Source organism: Nocardiopsis sp. NPDC006832 (genome assembly GCF_040635885.1).
Taxonomy (GTDB): Bacteria; Actinomycetota; Actinomycetes; order Streptosporangiales; family Streptosporangiaceae; genus Nocardiopsis.
The window spans coordinates 86070-99919 of sequence record NZ_JBEYLC010000017.1 but is presented as its reverse complement, the minus strand read 5'-3'; the positions used below and the strand labels follow the sequence as shown (position 1 = coordinate 99919).

Sequence of the window (13850 nt, the reverse complement as noted above, 5' to 3'; positions counted from 1 at the left end):
CTCAGCTTACGACCCGACTAACCCAGAGCGGACGAGCCTTCCTCTGGAAACCTTAGTCAATCGGTCCCCTCTCGAAGATCCTTGGAACCTACGCGTCGCCTAGCCCGCGTAGATGTCGTCGATCTCCTTGCTCCACTGCTTGGAGACCACGTGACGCTTGACCTTCAGGGAGGCGGTCATCTGGCCGCCCTCTTCGGTGAAGTCCTGCGGCAGGATCTTGAACTTCTTGATGCCCTCGGCCTTGGAGACGGCCTTGTTGGCGTCGTCGACGGCCTCCTGGATCGCCGCGTTGAGGTCGGCGTCCCCGGTCAGGTCGGAGATCTCACCGCTCTTGTTCTTCTGCTCCTTCCAGAGCTGGAAGGACTCGGGGTCGATCGTGACCAGCGCCGCGATGAACTTGCGGTTGTCACCGACGACCATGCACTGGCTGACCAGGGCGTGGGCGCGGATCCGGTCCTCCAGGACGGCCGGGGCGACGTTCTTGCCGCCCGCGGTCACGATGATCTCCTTCTTGCGGCCGGTGATGCTCAGGAACCCGTCGTCGTCCAGGGAACCCAGGTCACCGGTGCGGTAGAAGCCGTCCTCGTAGGCCTCGGCGGTGGCCTTCTCGTTCTGCCAGTAGCCGACCATGATGTGGTCGCCCTTGAGCAGGATCTCGCCGTCGTCGGCGATGCGGACGGTGGTGCCCGGCATCGGCTGGCCGACGGTGCCGATCTTGTTGAAGCCGGGGCTGTTGACCGAGGTCGGGGCGGTGGTCTCGGTGAGGCCGTAGCCCTCGACGATGGTCAGGCCGGCGCCGCGGAAGAAGTGACCCAGGCGCGAGCCCAGGGCGGAACCACCGGAGACCGCGTACTTGGCCTCGTTGCCGAGACGGTCCATCAGCTTGCTGTAGACGAGCTTCTTGAACAGGCCGTGCTTGAGCTTGAGCGTGAACGGCACGCTGCCCTTGCCCAGCGCCTGGCTGTACTCGATCGCGGTGTCGGCGGCGAGGTTGAAGATCTTGCCCTTGCCCTCACTCTCGGCCTTCTGCTGGGCCTTGGTGAAGACTTTCTCGAACACGCGAGGGACCGCGAGGAGGAAGGTGGGCTTGAAGACGGAGAACTCGTCGATCAGGTCCGGGCCGGTGCTGGGGTAGTGACCCAGGACGGCCTTGCCCTCGATGACCATGACCTGGACGAAACGCGCGAAGACGTGCGCCAGGGGAAGGAAGAGCATCGTGGAGGGGACGCCCTCGTGCTCCTTGATGATGGGCTTGGCGGGGCCCTCCAGGGCCGAGTGCGCGATGAAGAGGAAGTTGCGGTGCGTCAGCTGGCAGCCCTTGGGGCGGCCGGTGGTGCCGGAGGTGTAGATGAGGGTGGCGAGGTCGTCGGCCTTGACGGCGGTGCGGCGCTCCTCCAGGGCCTCGTCGGTGACCTCGGAGCCGCCGGCGCGCAGGGTCTTCAGGTCGTCGCCGTCGAACCTCCACACGTTGGCGAGCTCGGGAGTCTCGCCCTTGACGGACTCGATGCGCTCGGCGTGGGCGTCGGTCTCCACGAAGACGGCCTTGGCCGCGGAGTCGGAGAGGATCCACTGGATCTGCTCGGCGGAGGAGGTCTCGTAGATCGGTACGACGATGGCGCCGACCGCCCAGACGGCGTAGTCGATGGCGGTCCACTCGTAGCGGGTGCGCGACATGATGGCGACGCGGTCGCCCTGCCCGATGCCCGCACCGATGAGGCCCTTGGCGTATCCGACGATGTCACCGTGCAGCTGCTCGACGGTCACGTCGCGCCAGGGGCCGGCACCGGTCTGCTCTTGACGGCGGGCGGCGACGGCCTTCGGCTCGGTGGCCGCGCGCGCAAAGAGCGTGTCGGTCAGCCGTGCCTCGTCGGAGATCTCGGGCTTCGCGGGAGAGCTGTATTCGCGCACGTGGTGCTCCTGGACATGTACGGGTGTGGTGGATGGGGACGTGACGACCGTAACAACACGATCCTACTCGTGAGTAGGAAGGGTTGTCGTTCGGTATCCAACGGTGATCCGGGCTTGACGTGCGGGGTTTGGGGAAAACACTGCTCAGGTCGCTTTCCCGACCCTTTCCGTGTCGGTGCCCGTGCGGGGTCAGGCCCGGCGCCCCTCTTGAATGTATGCAGGTCAGGCGGGCGGCCAGGGTCGCTCCTCACGCGGGGCAAGAGACTATCGCCTGCCGTGACCCTCGTGCACATCCTGTACATAGCAGTTCTTTGTGTCGGCTCGGCTACTCGGCGCTCCCGCCGGCGTGTACCCCTTTCGACCCTCCCAACGTGGTCGGGGCCCCGAGTCATCCCTGACTCCTCCCTGAACCTGCCCTGAGTGCCCCGCACGCGCCTTCCCCGTGCGGTTAACGTGATGCCACGGACGACAGGAGGCTCGCCAGACATGACCGAGAACAACGGTGGACGGAACAGCTCCCGCAACGATGGCCCCGACCTCATCGACGATGCCTTGCGGCTGGTCGACACGCTCCAGCGCAAGCTGCTCGCGGCGGGCGTGCGGCGCGGCGTGAACGCGGTCACCAACCCACAACCGAAGGGCGACGTGTGGGAGGAGGCCATCCGGATGGAGAGCGAACAGGAACGTCCTCCGCTGGAGGAGCTCGCCGACATCGTGCGCAAGAGCGCTCCGGAGGTCGCCGGTCACCTCGGGCGAGCGGGGTTGTCCCTGGCCGGCGCGTTGGGGCGGACCTGGGGCGTGGTCGAGCGCGGTCTGGAACAGGGGCGCGCGGAGGCCGAGCGTGCCCGCGCCGAGAGAGAGGAACGCGAGCACCACGACCGTGCGCGTGACGAGCGGATGCGCCGTGAGTCCTCGGCCGACGACCCCTCCGCCGTCGAGGAGGGCGAGAACCGAGGTGAGGCGTAGTCGTCACCGGGGTGTTCGCGGCGTGTGGAGCCTGGTTTAATCGAGGGGTTTGCACCATTTGAAAACCTGATGACATCAAGCCCGCTACTTATGTCAGGTTTTGGGCGAAAGTGTGAAGGAGCCGCCCCCATGCCGACCATCGGCGTAGACATCGGTGGAACCAAGGTCGCCGCCGGTGTCGTCGACCACGACGGGCAGATCCTGGACAAGGTCAAGTACCCGACCCCCGCCAACGACCCCGGCCAGCTCGCCGACACCGTCGCCAAGGCGGTGGAGGAGTTGCGCGGCCGCATCCCGGACACGCCCATCGAGGCGGTCGGTGTGGGTGTGGCGGGCTTCGTCGACGAGGACCGATCCACCGTCCAGGTCGCCGTCAACCTGGGGCTGCGCGACGAACCCCTCAAGGAACGCGTCCAACAACGGGTCGAACTGCCCGTGGTCATCGAGAACGACGCCAACGCCGCCGCGTGGGCCGAGTTCCGCTTCGGCGCCGGCCGCGACAGCGACCACGTCGTCTGCGTCACCCTGGGCACCGGGATCGGAGGCGGTCTCGTCCTCGGGGGAGAACTGCACCGTGGACGCTTCGGTGTGGCCGCGGAGGTGGGGCACTACCGGATGGTGCCGCACGGACGTCGTTGCGCCTGTGGCAACCACGGCTGCTGGGAGCAGTACGCCAGCGGCCGTGCGCTGGTCGCCGAGGGCCAGGACCTGGCCCGCACCGACCCCGAACACGCTCGTCGCATGCTCGAAATCGCGGGCGGGACCGTGGACGGCATCGGCGGTGAGTGCATCACCCAGGCCGCCTTGGAGGGCGACGCCGCCGCCTTGGACTGCTTCCGGATCGTGGGGGAGTGGGCGGGACTGGGCCTGGCCGACCTCGCCGCCATCCTCGACCCCGAGTGCTTCGTCCTCGGTGGAGGCGTCTCCGACGCGGGCGACATCATCCTCGACCCCGTCCGGGCGTCCTTCGCCCGACACGTCTCCGGCCGGCCGGGGCGTCGCCTGGCCGAGGTCCGGGTGGCCGAACTCGGCGGTGCCGCCGGCATCGTCGGCGCCGGCGACCTGGCCCGGCACTGATCGGTCCGTAACGGCCCCTCCGACCCGCCGAGACGGTGTCGGGGCCCGGACACACGTGAAGGGGGCCGGTATCGAAGGATCTCCTTCGGTACCGGCCCCCTCGTGCTCTGCCCGGAGCCTCAGACGTCCTCGGGGTCGCCCTTCGCCTTCTCCGCCTTGGCCTCCTTTAGGGCCTTGCGTTCGGCCTTGCGTTCCGCGCGCAGGGACCGTCGACGGTCCTTGGCGTCGGCGTGCTCCTCGCGCCGGGCCTCCTTGGCCTCCGCCTCCAGCTCGGTCTTGACCGACTGGGCGTAGCGGTCCACGTATTCCTGGCCGGACAGCTCCATCAGCGCGTACATGATCTCGTCGGTGATCGCGCGCAGGACCCGCTGGTCCTTCTCCATCCCGTAGTAGCGGGAGAAGTCGAGCGGCTTACCGAACACGACCTTGGGGCGCACGCCCAGCTTGGGGACGGTTCGGCCGGGGGGCATGATCTTGTCCAGGTTGATCATGGCCATCGGGACGACCGGGGCCTTGGCCTCCAGCGCCAGCCGGGCCACACCGGTGCGACCGCGGTAGAGCTTGCCGTCGGGGGAACGGGTGCCCTCGGGGTAGATGCCGAGCAGGTCACCGCGCTTGAGCACGCGCAGACCGGTGCGCAGCGCCGCCTCGCTGGCCTTGCCGCCGGACCGGTCGATCGGGATCTGGCCCACGCCGGTGAAGAACGCCTTGCTGACGAACCCCTTCACGCCGGTGCCGGTGAAGTACTCGGCCTTGGCGAGGAAGGTGATCTTACGGGGCAGGGGCAAGGGCCCGAAGAAATGGTCGGAGAACGACAGGTGGTTGCTGACCATGATGGCCGGACCGCGCCTCGGCACGTTCTCCACGCCCTCGGCGCGGGGCTGCCACAACACGGCCAGGACCGGCCCCAGGATCGCCTTGACCACCCAGTAGAACATCGCTTCAGATCACCCCTGCACACGCGGGGAGCATTGGGGCAGGGTCTGCCACGTCTCACTGTCCCGCTCGGCCGACAACGAACACCCCCACACGGCGACGGGGGAGGTTGACTCGGGTCATCCTCCCACCACGCACGAGTGACCACCAACGTGTCCGGAACCGGACGCCGGTGTCCGTCGTGGGGAGGGGCCGTACCGCGGGGCACCATCGAGGATACTCACCGGTCCGGCCCGGTCGGGGGCCGACCCACGCCACGGGAACACGCGAACCCGGGAACACGCCCGGCCCGCGCGTGGTTCGGGCAAGGGAACGTTACCGTGCACTCGATGACAAACGCTCGTCCGAGCGACTAGCCTCACGGCTGGGGAGTCCACCATCCCGATCCCCCCGCCGCACGATCCCCGGGAGACACCCAGTGAGACCGACCAGCACCCATCCCCTCATCCCGGGGGCGGACCCCTACAGTCACGTCGGGTCCCGCACTGGTGTGCTGCTCTGCCACGGGTTCACCGGCTCGCCCTACTCGATGCGCCCCTGGGCCGAGTATCTGGCCGAGTACGGCCTCACCGTCGAACTGCCCCGACTGCCCGGTCACGGCACCACCTGGCAGGACATGGCCACCACCGGAAGCGACGACTGGTACGCCGCCGTGGAGGCGGCCCTCCTCGACCTCTCCGCGCGGTGCGACGAGGTGTACGTCATGGGGCTGTCCATGGGCGGCGCCCTCAGCCTGCGCCTGGCCCAGGAGAACCCCGACGTGGTGCGGGGCGTCGTGCTGGTCAACCCGTCCCTGACGGTGGAGGACCGGCGGCTCCCGTTCATCGCGCCCATCCGTCACTTCGCCGCCCGCCTCCTACCCTCCACGCCCGGGGTCGGCAGCGACGTGGCCCTCGCACCGGCCGGGGCGCCGGCCGGTGAGGGCGGATACGACCGGGTCCCCACCGCGGCCGCTGCGACACTCCCGAAGCTGTGGCGCGAGGTTCAGGACGGCATGTCCGGTTTGCGCGCGCCGATCCTGGCCTACCGCAGCGCACAGGACCACGTCGTGGGACCGGAGAGTCTGCGTATCCTCGCAAGGAGGGCGGTCAACACCCGGCTGACGATCCACCTGCTCCACGACAGCTACCACGTGGCGACCCTCGACCATGACGCCGCCACCATCTTCGAGGGCAGCCTCGCCTTCGTGCGAGAGCTCGGTAGAAGCGAGGAAGGAGCCGACCGATGACGCAACGTCGGGGCAACGGCCTGCTCGCCGACGCCTACGTCCCTTTGATCCTCCTCGCGCCGTCCCACGCCGACCTCATGCTGGAGGCGCTCCGGCGTAGTGGTATCGCGGCCTACGCGGTCCCCTTGGAGGAGGACGTCCTGGAGCCCACCGGTGGCCAGGTCGAGGACCCGCCGACAGACCACCTGTACGTCGACGCCGAGGAACGAGGCGCAGCCGAACAGGTGCTGGGCTCCGAGTTGCCCGACCTGAACGGCACCGACCTGCTCGCACCACCCTCCGACCCCCGTGCCGGCGGGGAGGACGAGCCCGGCCCGGATGCCTCCGTCGTCAAGGAGGGCCCCGAACCCCCGATCGGCGGCGACCTCCTGGACGGTCCCGCCACCGACCTGGCCGAGGGGACCGGGCGCTCCGACGACGACGCGGTCTGGAACGACCTGGTCGCCCGCTTCTACGACGAGGACGAATCCGCCGGTGAACAGCGCGGTCGGATCGCCTGGCCGGACGCGGAGAACCTCGACGCACCCGACGAGCGCGACAACGAACTCGGCGACATCCTCGCCGGTCTGCCCCGCGATACCGAGGACGACGACGATGAGGCCCGTGAGGAGGACCGGCGCCGGGCGGAGGCCGAACGGGAGGGCCACTACGAACCCCCGCAGCCCTCTCCACTGATCCAGGGGGACCGGGTCGGCATCGCCGCCTGGTTCGGTCTCCTGGGTGTGCCGGCGCTGCTGTTCGGCGCCGCCTTCCTGGGCGTCTCCCTGCCCGACTGGTCGATGCTGTTGGGCGTCCTGGTGTTCCTGGGCAGTTTCGTGGTTCTGATCCTGCGCATGACCGACTCCCGTTCCCCGGGCGACAACGGTCCCGACGACGGGGCGGTGGTCTGAGCCCTGGGCTTCGACGTCCCCCTCTGGCGCACCTTCGCCCTCTACCGGGCCATCACCCTGGTCCACGCGCTGGTCTTGGTCGCCCAACACCACGAGTACCTGGAGCGCCCCTGGGTCGCCTGGCTCACTCTGGTGATGATGGCGATCTGGACGGTGGTCACCCACCAGGTCTACGCCGTCCCCTCCCGCCGTACCTCCCGATTCCTGTGCGCCGACCTGCTGGTCGCGTTCGGCTGCCTGTTCGCCACCGCCCCGGCCGCGGCCCCCTTCTACCTCACCCAGGCCCCGCCGCTGAGCGCCTACTGGTTCGCCGGGGCCGCCTTGGCCGCGAGCGTCATCTGGGGCCGTCGAGGCGCCGCCACGGTCGCCATCGCCTACGGGATCGCAGACCTCACCCTGCGCGTGATCATGGACGCCGCCATCACCGGGGCCACCGCCCGGGGCGTGGTCCTGCTGTTGCTGACCGGCCTGGCCGTGGGCTACATGGCGCGGGTGGCCGAACAGGCGGAGGAGCGCTTCGCCCAGGCCGTCACCCTGGAGGCGCGTATCCGGGAACGGGAGCAACTCGCCCGTTCCATCCACGACTCGGTACTTCAGGTGCTGGCCCTGGTGCGGCGGCGCGGTGACGAGATCGGGGGAGAGGCCGCAGAGCTGGGGCGGATGGCAGGCGAGCAGGAGGTCCGGCTCCGGTCACTGGTCGCGGACGGCCTGGGTGCCACGGCGGCGGTCCCGGCCGCCCCCGCCGGGGCGGCGGGCCCCTTGGACCTGCGCGACCTGCTGCGTCCGCTGGAGACGGTGCGGGTCACCGTCGCCGCGCCCGCCACCCGCGTCGAACTGCCCGACCTCACCGCCCGTGAGCTGACCGCCGCGGTCGCGGCCGCCCTGGACAACGTCGAACGGCACTGTCCGGAGGGGACCCGGGTCTGGGTGCTCGTGGAGGACGAACCCGACGCGGTCGTGGTGACCGTGCGCGACGACGGCCCCGGCATCCCACCGGACCGGTTGGAGCGGGCGCGCGCCGAGGGCCGTCTGGGGGTCGACCAGTCCATCCTCGGACGCGTGCGCGATCTGGGTGGGAGCACCGAGGTCCACAGCGATCCGGGGGAGGGCACCGAGTTCGAGATGCGCGTGCCCCGACCGGGCACCTGAGCCCGGGAGCCGAGGCCCACGAGGGGCCGATGATCGGCGGGCACGACGCTCCGACTCACAGGGGCGGGCCGGCACCGGGTTCCTCCTGGTGGGAGAAGCGTTCCTCGCCCCAGGGATCGGCGCGGTTGTGGTAGCCGCGGTCCTCCCAGAACCCGCGGCGATCGCCCACCATGTACTCCACCGAACGAAGCCACTTCACGCTCTTCCACCCGTACAGGTGCGGCACCACCAGGCGCAGGGGGAAGCCGTGTTCGGGGGCGAGCGGGGCTCCGTCACGATGGGTGGTCAGCAGCACCCCCTCGGACAGGAAGTCGTCCATGCGCATGTTGGCGCTGTAGCCGTACTCGCCCCAGGCCATCACGTGTGTGGCCTCGGGGGCGGGCGGTGCCAGTCGCACCAGGTCGGTGGCGCGTACCCCGCCCCAGTGCACGTCCGGGACGGTGAACCGCATCACGCAGTGGAAGTGGCGCACCTCCCGTGCACGGGGCAGCTCGGAGAACTCGTTCCAGTCCCACCGATAGGTGCCCAACGACTCGGTGGCGCCGAACACGCGAAAGTCCCACCGCCCCGGTCGGAAGGAGGGGACCCGCCCGTAGTGCAGCGGCTTGTGCTCGCGGCGCACCGCCTGTCCCGGCGGCAACCCGTCCCGGTCGCCCCCCGTACCCTCGGCCTCCGACCCCTCGGACACTGGGCTCCCCCCGCAAGACTCGCTCGCCCGCCGGCGTCCGCCGACGGACCGTACACGCTCCACACCGATGTGGCAGCGCGGCGTCCATCATCCTGTCAGGCGCCGACGAGAGCCAGATCACTCGCCCCGGACGTGCGCGCCCGCCATGGCCGTGCGCTATAGTCACAGCCATGCAGCGGAACTTTTGGCGCTTTTATGGCTACCGGCCCATCTCCCCGGTCGCCTGTAAAGCCCTGCGCTGACACAGACGACTTACCAGGAGCCCCGGGCCGGAAAAGGCCCGGGGCTCCTTTGTGTTCCACCGGACCGGACCGGCCAGGCGAGACGACTCAGCGGCACTGCCGCCCAACCGACGAACAAGGACAACCCACATGGTCATCGTTATGGCACCGGACGCCACCGCCGACAACATCGACGCACTCGTCGAGCTGATCACCTCCTCCGGGGGTGAGGCGTACGTGACCCGCGGTGTCAGCAGGACGATCATCGGTCTGGTCGGCGACGTCGAGCGGTTCCAGGACCTGGGTCTGCGCGCCAAGCCCGGGGTCGGCGACGTGCTGCGCATCTCCGCCCCGTACAAGCTGGTCAGCCGCGAGAACCACGACAGCCGAACCGTCGTCAGCGTCCGGGGCGTGCCGATCGGCGGCGAGAACATGACCGTCATCGCCGGTCCCTGCGCGGTCGAGACGCCCGAGCAGACCCTCGCCGCGGCCCACATGGCCAAGGCCGCCGGCGCCGCCCTTCTGCGCGGTGGCGCCTACAAGCCCCGCACCTCCCCCTACGCCTTCCAGGGACTGGGCGAGCAGGGCCTGAAGATCCTCTCCGACGTGCGCGACGAGACCGGCATGCCGATCGTCACCGAGGTCGTGGACGCCGCCGACGTCGACCTGGTCGCCTCCCACGCGGACATGCTCCAGATCGGCACCCGCAACATGCAGAACTTCGCGCTCCTGCAGGCGGCCGGTGACGCGGGCAAGCCCGTCCTGCTCAAGCGCGGAATGAGCGCCACCATCGAGGAATGGTTGATGGCCGCCGAGTACATCGCCCAGCGCGGCAACCTCGACGTCGTGCTGTGCGAGCGCGGCATCCGCACCTTCGAGAAGGCCACCCGCAACACCCTGGACATCAGCGCGGTCCCGGTGGCGCAGAACCTCACCCACCTGCCGGTGATCGTCGACCCGTCCCACTCCGGTGGCAAGCGCGACCTGGTCCTGCCGCTGTCCCGCGCGGCCATCGCCATCGGCGCCGACGGCATCATCGTCGACGTGCACCCCAACCCGGAGACCGCCCTCTGCGACGGCCCCCAGGCCCTGGTAGAGGAGGACCTGGGCGTTCTGCGCGACGTCGCCGGCACGCTGGCCACCCTGAGCGGACGTACACTCACCCCGGCCCCGACGCGCGAGCTCGCCGACGTGTAGACGCGTTCCCAGGGAACCCGGTCGAAGCGCGTACGAGAAAGGGAGCGGTGCCCTCGGGGGCGCCGCTCCCCTCGTGTTCGGTCGGTCAGACGGTGGGCACGGCGGTGGCCGCGGCCGGCACGACGCCCTTCTTGGGCGCCGCGTCGCCCAGGAAGCTGGGCTTGTGCATCTGGGCGGTGGTCACCAGGTACTCCGCGAGCTCCTCGGCGTCCATCCGCTTCTCGATCGTGCGCAGGTCGGCGATCTTGGCGGCGGTCTCCACCTGACGCGGGGTCAGCATCGTGCAGCAGTCCTCGTCGGGCAACTCCGAGATGGCCAGCGTCCCGATCTTGCGGGCCTGGTCCATGATCTCGGTCTTGTCCATGCCGATGAGCGGCCGCAGGATCGGCATGTCCACCGCGTCGTCCAGCGCGGTCAGGTTGGTCATGGTCTGGCTGGAGACCTGACCCAGGGCGTCGCCGGTGATCAGGCACTCCGCGCCCAGGTCGTCGGCCAGGGCCTCGGCGGTCTTGAGCATCAGCCGCCGCTGGGCGACGATCTGCAGGCGCTCGATGCCCGAGCTCTTCAGCTGCTGCTGGGCCTTGCCGAAGGGCACCACGAACAGGCGCGAACCCACCTGGTAGCGGTCGATCTGCCGGACCAGACTGTAGGCCTTGTAGATCGACTCGGGGCCGGTGAAGGGCATCCCGGAGAAGTGCAGGAAGTCGACCTTCAGCCCGCGCCGGATCATCCGGTGCGCGGCCACGGGCGAGTCGATGCCGCCCGACATCAGGACCAGGCCACGACCGCTCATCCCGGCGGGCAGACCGCCCTGGCCGGGGACGCCGTCGGTGAAGACGAACGCCTCGTCCTTGTCGATCTCCACGTACAGGGTGTTGTCGGGGCGCTTGAGGTTCACCTTGTAGCCGTGCGCCTCGATGATCTTGGAACCGAGGAAGCCGGCCAGCTCACCGGAGTTCATCTCGAAACGCTTGTCCCGGCGGCGGGCGCGCACCGCGAAGGTGCCCTCGCGGTCGGCCATGGAACGCACGGACAGGTCCACGATGGCGTCGAGGTCCTTGCGGACCCGGCGCACCAGGTGCACCCACACCACGCCCATGACGTTGGCCATGCGGTCGGCGATCTCGGCGATCTCCAGGTCCGACGCCTCGGGCTTGCGCACGATGATCACGCCGGCGCCGCGCTGGGAGAGGCGGATGTCGCCCAGGTCGCGGACCGAGGAACGGATGTTGTTGTGCAGCCGGCGCTCGAACAGCTTGCGGTTGGAACCCTTGAGGACGATCTCTCCGAGCTTCATCAGCACGCAGAGCTCGCCGAGCCCGGCGTCGGCTCCGACCTCGGTTGCGGGGATCGGCGCGGACTCCAGCGACGCGGACATGGTGCTTACCTCCGGAAAAGATGATGCCTTCGTGCCCGGTGAGGCGGGAGGGGGTGGGTGGTGGGACCGGGCGTGCCCACCGTTGTCTTCCAGTATCGAACAATCCAAGGAGCGCTCGGTACATTCCCGGACCGGTCGCCGGACACACGAACGGCCCCTCCCGGCACGGAAGGGGCCGTGGAACGCCGGCGCGAACGCCCGAACACGCCGAAGCGCTAGCGGAGGCGCTCAGCGATAGGGCATCAGCCGAAGAAGACCTCGGCCTCCTCGAAACGCTCGGCCGGGACCGTCTTGAGCGTGTCGGTGGCCTCGGCCAGGTCCACCCGGACGATGTCGGTGCCCTGGAGGCCCACCATCTTGCCGAAGGCCTTGTCGTGCACGGACTCGATGGCGTTCACGCCCAGGCGGGTGGCGAGCACCCGGTCGAAGGCGCTGGGGGTGCCGCCGCGCTGGACGTGGCCCAGCACCACCGAACGGGCCTCCTTGCCGGTGCGCCGCTCGATCTCCTCGGCCAGGTTCTGGCCGATGCCGCCCAGGCGCACGTGCCCGAAGGAGTCCTTCTCGCCGGTGGCGAGCTCCATCTGGCCTTCCTTGGGGTGAGCACCCTCGGCGACCACGAGTATGGGGGCGTACTGCGTCTCGAATCGGCTCTGGACGTGCTTGACGACCTCGTCGATGTCGAAGGGCCGTTCGGGGATGAGGATGACGTTGGCGCCCGCCGCCATGCCCGAGTGCAGGGCGATCCACCCGGCGTGCCGGCCCATGACCTCCACCACCAGGGCGCGGTGGTGGGACTCGGCGGTGGTGTGCAGCCGGTCGATCGCCTCCGTGGCGATGTTGACGGCGGTGTCGAACCCGAACGTGTAGTCCGTGGCGTTGAGGTCGTTGTCGATGGTCTTGGGCACGCCCACGACGTTGACGCCGCGGTCGTGCAGCTGACGCGCCACCCCGAGGGTGTCCTCGCCGCCGATGGCGATGAGGGCGTCCACGCCCAGCCCCGCCATGTTGTCCTTGACGCGCTCGACGCCGCCCTCGATCTTCATCAGGTTGGTGCGCGAGGAGCCCAGGATGGTCCCGCCGCGGGGCAGGATGCCGCGCACGGCGCTGACGTCCAGCGGCATGGTGTCGCCCTCCAGGGGCCCACGCCAGCCGTCCCGGAAGCCGATGAACTCGTAGCCGTAGTCCTTGATGCCCTTACGGACCACGGCGCGGATGACAGCGTTCAGACCAGGGCAGTCTCCGCCACCGGTCAGGACCCCGACTCGCATTCGACTTCTCCTCGACGTTGGATGTGTTCTGGTGCTCGGCACCATATGGTCTAGACCATAGTGGGAGCGGGGAGTCCGGGCCAACCCCGAAGGGCGGTGGCCTTTCCGAAATCCACACCCCATCAGGGGCCGATGATGTCCGAAAGAGCCGGACGTCCCGGCCGGTGGGAACCGACCGGGACGCGCTCAGTCGTCCAGCCCCTGGTCAATGGCGTAACGCACCAGCTCCACGCGGTTGTGGAGCTGCAGTTTGGTCAGGGTGTTCTGCACGTGGTTCTGCACCGTGCGGTGGGAGATGGTCAGCCGCCGCGCGATCTGCTTGTAGGCCAACCCCTTGGCGACCAGACGCAGCACCTCGGTCTCGCGGGGGGTGAGCCGCGGCGTGCCGTCGTCCCCCTCCCGCGAACGATCGTGTTCGCTCGACAGTCTGCGGTACTCGCCGAGGACCAGACCGGCCAACCCGGGGGTGTAGACCGCGTCCCCGGCGTCGACACGGCGCACCGCGTCCAGGAGTTCCTCGCGCCCGGCCGACTTCACGAGATAGCCCGTGGCGCCGGCCTTGACCGCGGCCAGGACGTCCTCGCTCTCCCCGCTCGCGGACAGCACCAGCACCCTGGGGGGTTCGGGCAGGGCGACCAGGGCGGCGGTGAGTTCCACCCCGGTGGTGTCGGGCAGGTGCAGGTCCACCACCGCCAAGGTGGGGCGGGCCGCGGGCGCGATGCGCATCGCCTTGGCGCCGTCGCCGGCGGTGCCCACGACCGTCATCCCCGCCTCACCGAGGTCTCGGGCGACCGCGTCGAGCCACATGGGGTGGTCGTCGACCACCAGTACCCGGATGTTCTCGCCGTCCATGCCGCCGAGCGTAGCGGGAGTGGGCCCGGGAACACAGCGGGCCGGCCGCTTCGGTCCGAACGCGGGGAGGGGCGGGGAGCACACGCTCCCCG

At 69.5% G+C, this 13850-nt stretch carries 12 protein-coding genes; 6 read left to right on the top strand and 6 right to left on the bottom strand.

Going from position 1 to position 13850, the window contains the following annotated elements; genetic code table 11:
* Positions 1 to 99: 99 nt before the first annotated feature.
* Positions 100 to 1908 (bottom strand): long-chain fatty acid--CoA ligase, encoded by a 1809-nt coding sequence (locus tag ABZ717_RS11085; protein ID WP_358508248.1) that lies wholly within the window; start codon positions 1906 to 1908, stop codon positions 100 to 102.
* Between the two features lie 486 nt (positions 1909 to 2394).
* Here ABZ717_RS11085 and ABZ717_RS11080 point away from each other — a divergent pair, with 486 nt between their 5' ends.
* Positions 2395 to 2874, top strand: coding sequence for a hypothetical protein (locus ABZ717_RS11080; RefSeq protein WP_358508247.1), 480 nt, complete (start codon positions 2395 to 2397; stop codon positions 2872 to 2874).
* Positions 2875 to 3003: 129 nt separating this feature from the next.
* Positions 3004 to 3951 carry an ROK family glucokinase gene (locus ABZ717_RS11075; RefSeq protein WP_358508245.1) on the top strand — a complete coding sequence of 316 codons (948 nt, stop codon included), beginning with the start codon at positions 3004 to 3006 and terminating at the stop codon, positions 3949 to 3951.
* Positions 3952 to 4070: 119 nt separating this feature from the next.
* Here the strand turns inward: ABZ717_RS11075 and ABZ717_RS11070 are convergent, their stop codons facing one another.
* Positions 4071 to 4889 (bottom strand): lysophospholipid acyltransferase family protein, encoded by an 819-nt coding sequence (locus ABZ717_RS11070; RefSeq protein ID WP_358508244.1) that lies wholly within the window; start codon positions 4887 to 4889, stop codon positions 4071 to 4073.
* Positions 4890 to 5305: 416 nt separating this feature from the next.
* On the opposite strand from ABZ717_RS11070, the gene ABZ717_RS11065 reads away from it, so the two are divergent.
* The 3 genes from ABZ717_RS11065 to ABZ717_RS11055 are packed head-to-tail and all read left to right on the top strand — an operon-like array spanning position 5306 to position 8154.
* Positions 5306 to 6115 carry an alpha/beta fold hydrolase gene (locus tag ABZ717_RS11065; RefSeq protein WP_358508243.1) on the top strand — a complete coding sequence of 270 codons (810 nt, stop codon included), beginning with the start codon at positions 5306 to 5308 and terminating at the stop codon, positions 6113 to 6115.
* Positions 6112 to 7005, top strand: coding sequence for a hypothetical protein (locus tag ABZ717_RS11060; RefSeq protein WP_358508241.1), 894 nt, complete (start codon positions 6112 to 6114; stop codon positions 7003 to 7005). Before ABZ717_RS11065 ends, ABZ717_RS11060 begins: the two co-directional genes overlap by 4 nt.
* 3 nt (positions 7006 to 7008) lie before the next feature.
* Positions 7009 to 8154 carry a DUF5931 domain-containing protein gene (locus tag ABZ717_RS11055; RefSeq protein ID WP_358508255.1) on the top strand — a complete coding sequence of 382 codons (1146 nt, stop codon included), beginning with the start codon at positions 7009 to 7011 and terminating at the stop codon, positions 8152 to 8154.
* 55 nt (positions 8155 to 8209) lie between these two features.
* On the opposite strand, the gene ABZ717_RS11050 is transcribed toward ABZ717_RS11055, so the two are convergent.
* Positions 8210 to 8842: a molybdopterin-dependent oxidoreductase gene (locus tag ABZ717_RS11050; protein ID WP_358508240.1), complete on the bottom strand. Its 633-nt coding sequence runs from the start codon at positions 8840 to 8842 to the stop codon at positions 8210 to 8212.
* 371 nt (positions 8843 to 9213) lie between these two features.
* On the opposite strand from ABZ717_RS11050, the gene aroF reads away from it, so the two are divergent.
* On the top strand, positions 9214 to 10260 hold the full coding sequence (gene aroF, locus ABZ717_RS11045) for a 3-deoxy-7-phosphoheptulonate synthase (protein ID WP_358508238.1): 1047 nt from the start codon (positions 9214 to 9216) through the stop codon (positions 10258 to 10260).
* An 85-nt stretch (positions 10261 to 10345) separates the two neighbouring features.
* Here the strand turns inward: aroF and thiI are convergent, their stop codons facing one another.
* The 3 genes from thiI to ABZ717_RS11030 form a co-directional block, all read right to left on the bottom strand.
* Entirely contained in the window at positions 10346 to 11638 is a 1293-nt protein-coding gene (thiI, locus tag ABZ717_RS11040) for a tRNA uracil 4-sulfurtransferase ThiI (protein WP_358508236.1), read from the bottom strand.
* A gap of 242 nt (positions 11639 to 11880) precedes the next feature.
* Positions 11881 to 12906 (bottom strand): 6-phosphofructokinase, encoded by a 1026-nt coding sequence (locus ABZ717_RS11035; protein WP_358508234.1) that lies wholly within the window; start codon positions 12904 to 12906, stop codon positions 11881 to 11883.
* Positions 12907 to 13092: 186 nt separating this feature from the next.
* A complete protein-coding gene (locus tag ABZ717_RS11030) occupies positions 13093 to 13758 on the bottom strand; it encodes a response regulator transcription factor (RefSeq protein WP_358508233.1) in 666 nt (221 codons plus the stop codon).
* Positions 13759 to 13850 lie beyond the last annotated feature (92 nt).

What these genes read in the sequence shown, in the direction of transcription:
- ABZ717_RS11080 (WP_358508247.1), top strand. Translation starts at nt 2,395, where the DNA reads ATGACCGAGAACAACGGTGGACGGAACAGCTCCCGCAACGATGGCCCC.
- ABZ717_RS11075 (WP_358508245.1), top strand. Translation starts at nt 3,004, where the DNA reads ATGCCGACCATCGGCGTAGACATCGGTGGAACCAAGGTCGCCGCCGGT.
- ABZ717_RS11070 (WP_358508244.1), bottom strand. Translation starts at nt 4,889, where the DNA reads ATGTTCTACTGGGTGGTCAAGGCGATCCTGGGGCCGGTCCTGGCCGTG.
- ABZ717_RS11060 (WP_358508241.1), top strand. Translation starts at nt 6,112, where the DNA reads ATGACGCAACGTCGGGGCAACGGCCTGCTCGCCGACGCCTACGTCCCT.
- aroF (WP_358508238.1), top strand. Translation starts at nt 9,214, where the DNA reads ATGGTCATCGTTATGGCACCGGACGCCACCGCCGACAACATCGACGCA.
- thiI (WP_358508236.1), bottom strand. Translation starts at nt 11,638, where the DNA reads ATGTCCGCGTCGCTGGAGTCCGCGCCGATCCCCGCAACCGAGGTCGGA.
- ABZ717_RS11035 (WP_358508234.1), bottom strand. Translation starts at nt 12,906, where the DNA reads ATGCGAGTCGGGGTCCTGACCGGTGGCGGAGACTGCCCTGGTCTGAAC.
- ABZ717_RS11030 (WP_358508233.1), bottom strand. Translation starts at nt 13,758, where the DNA reads ATGGACGGCGAGAACATCCGGGTACTGGTGGTCGACGACCACCCCATG.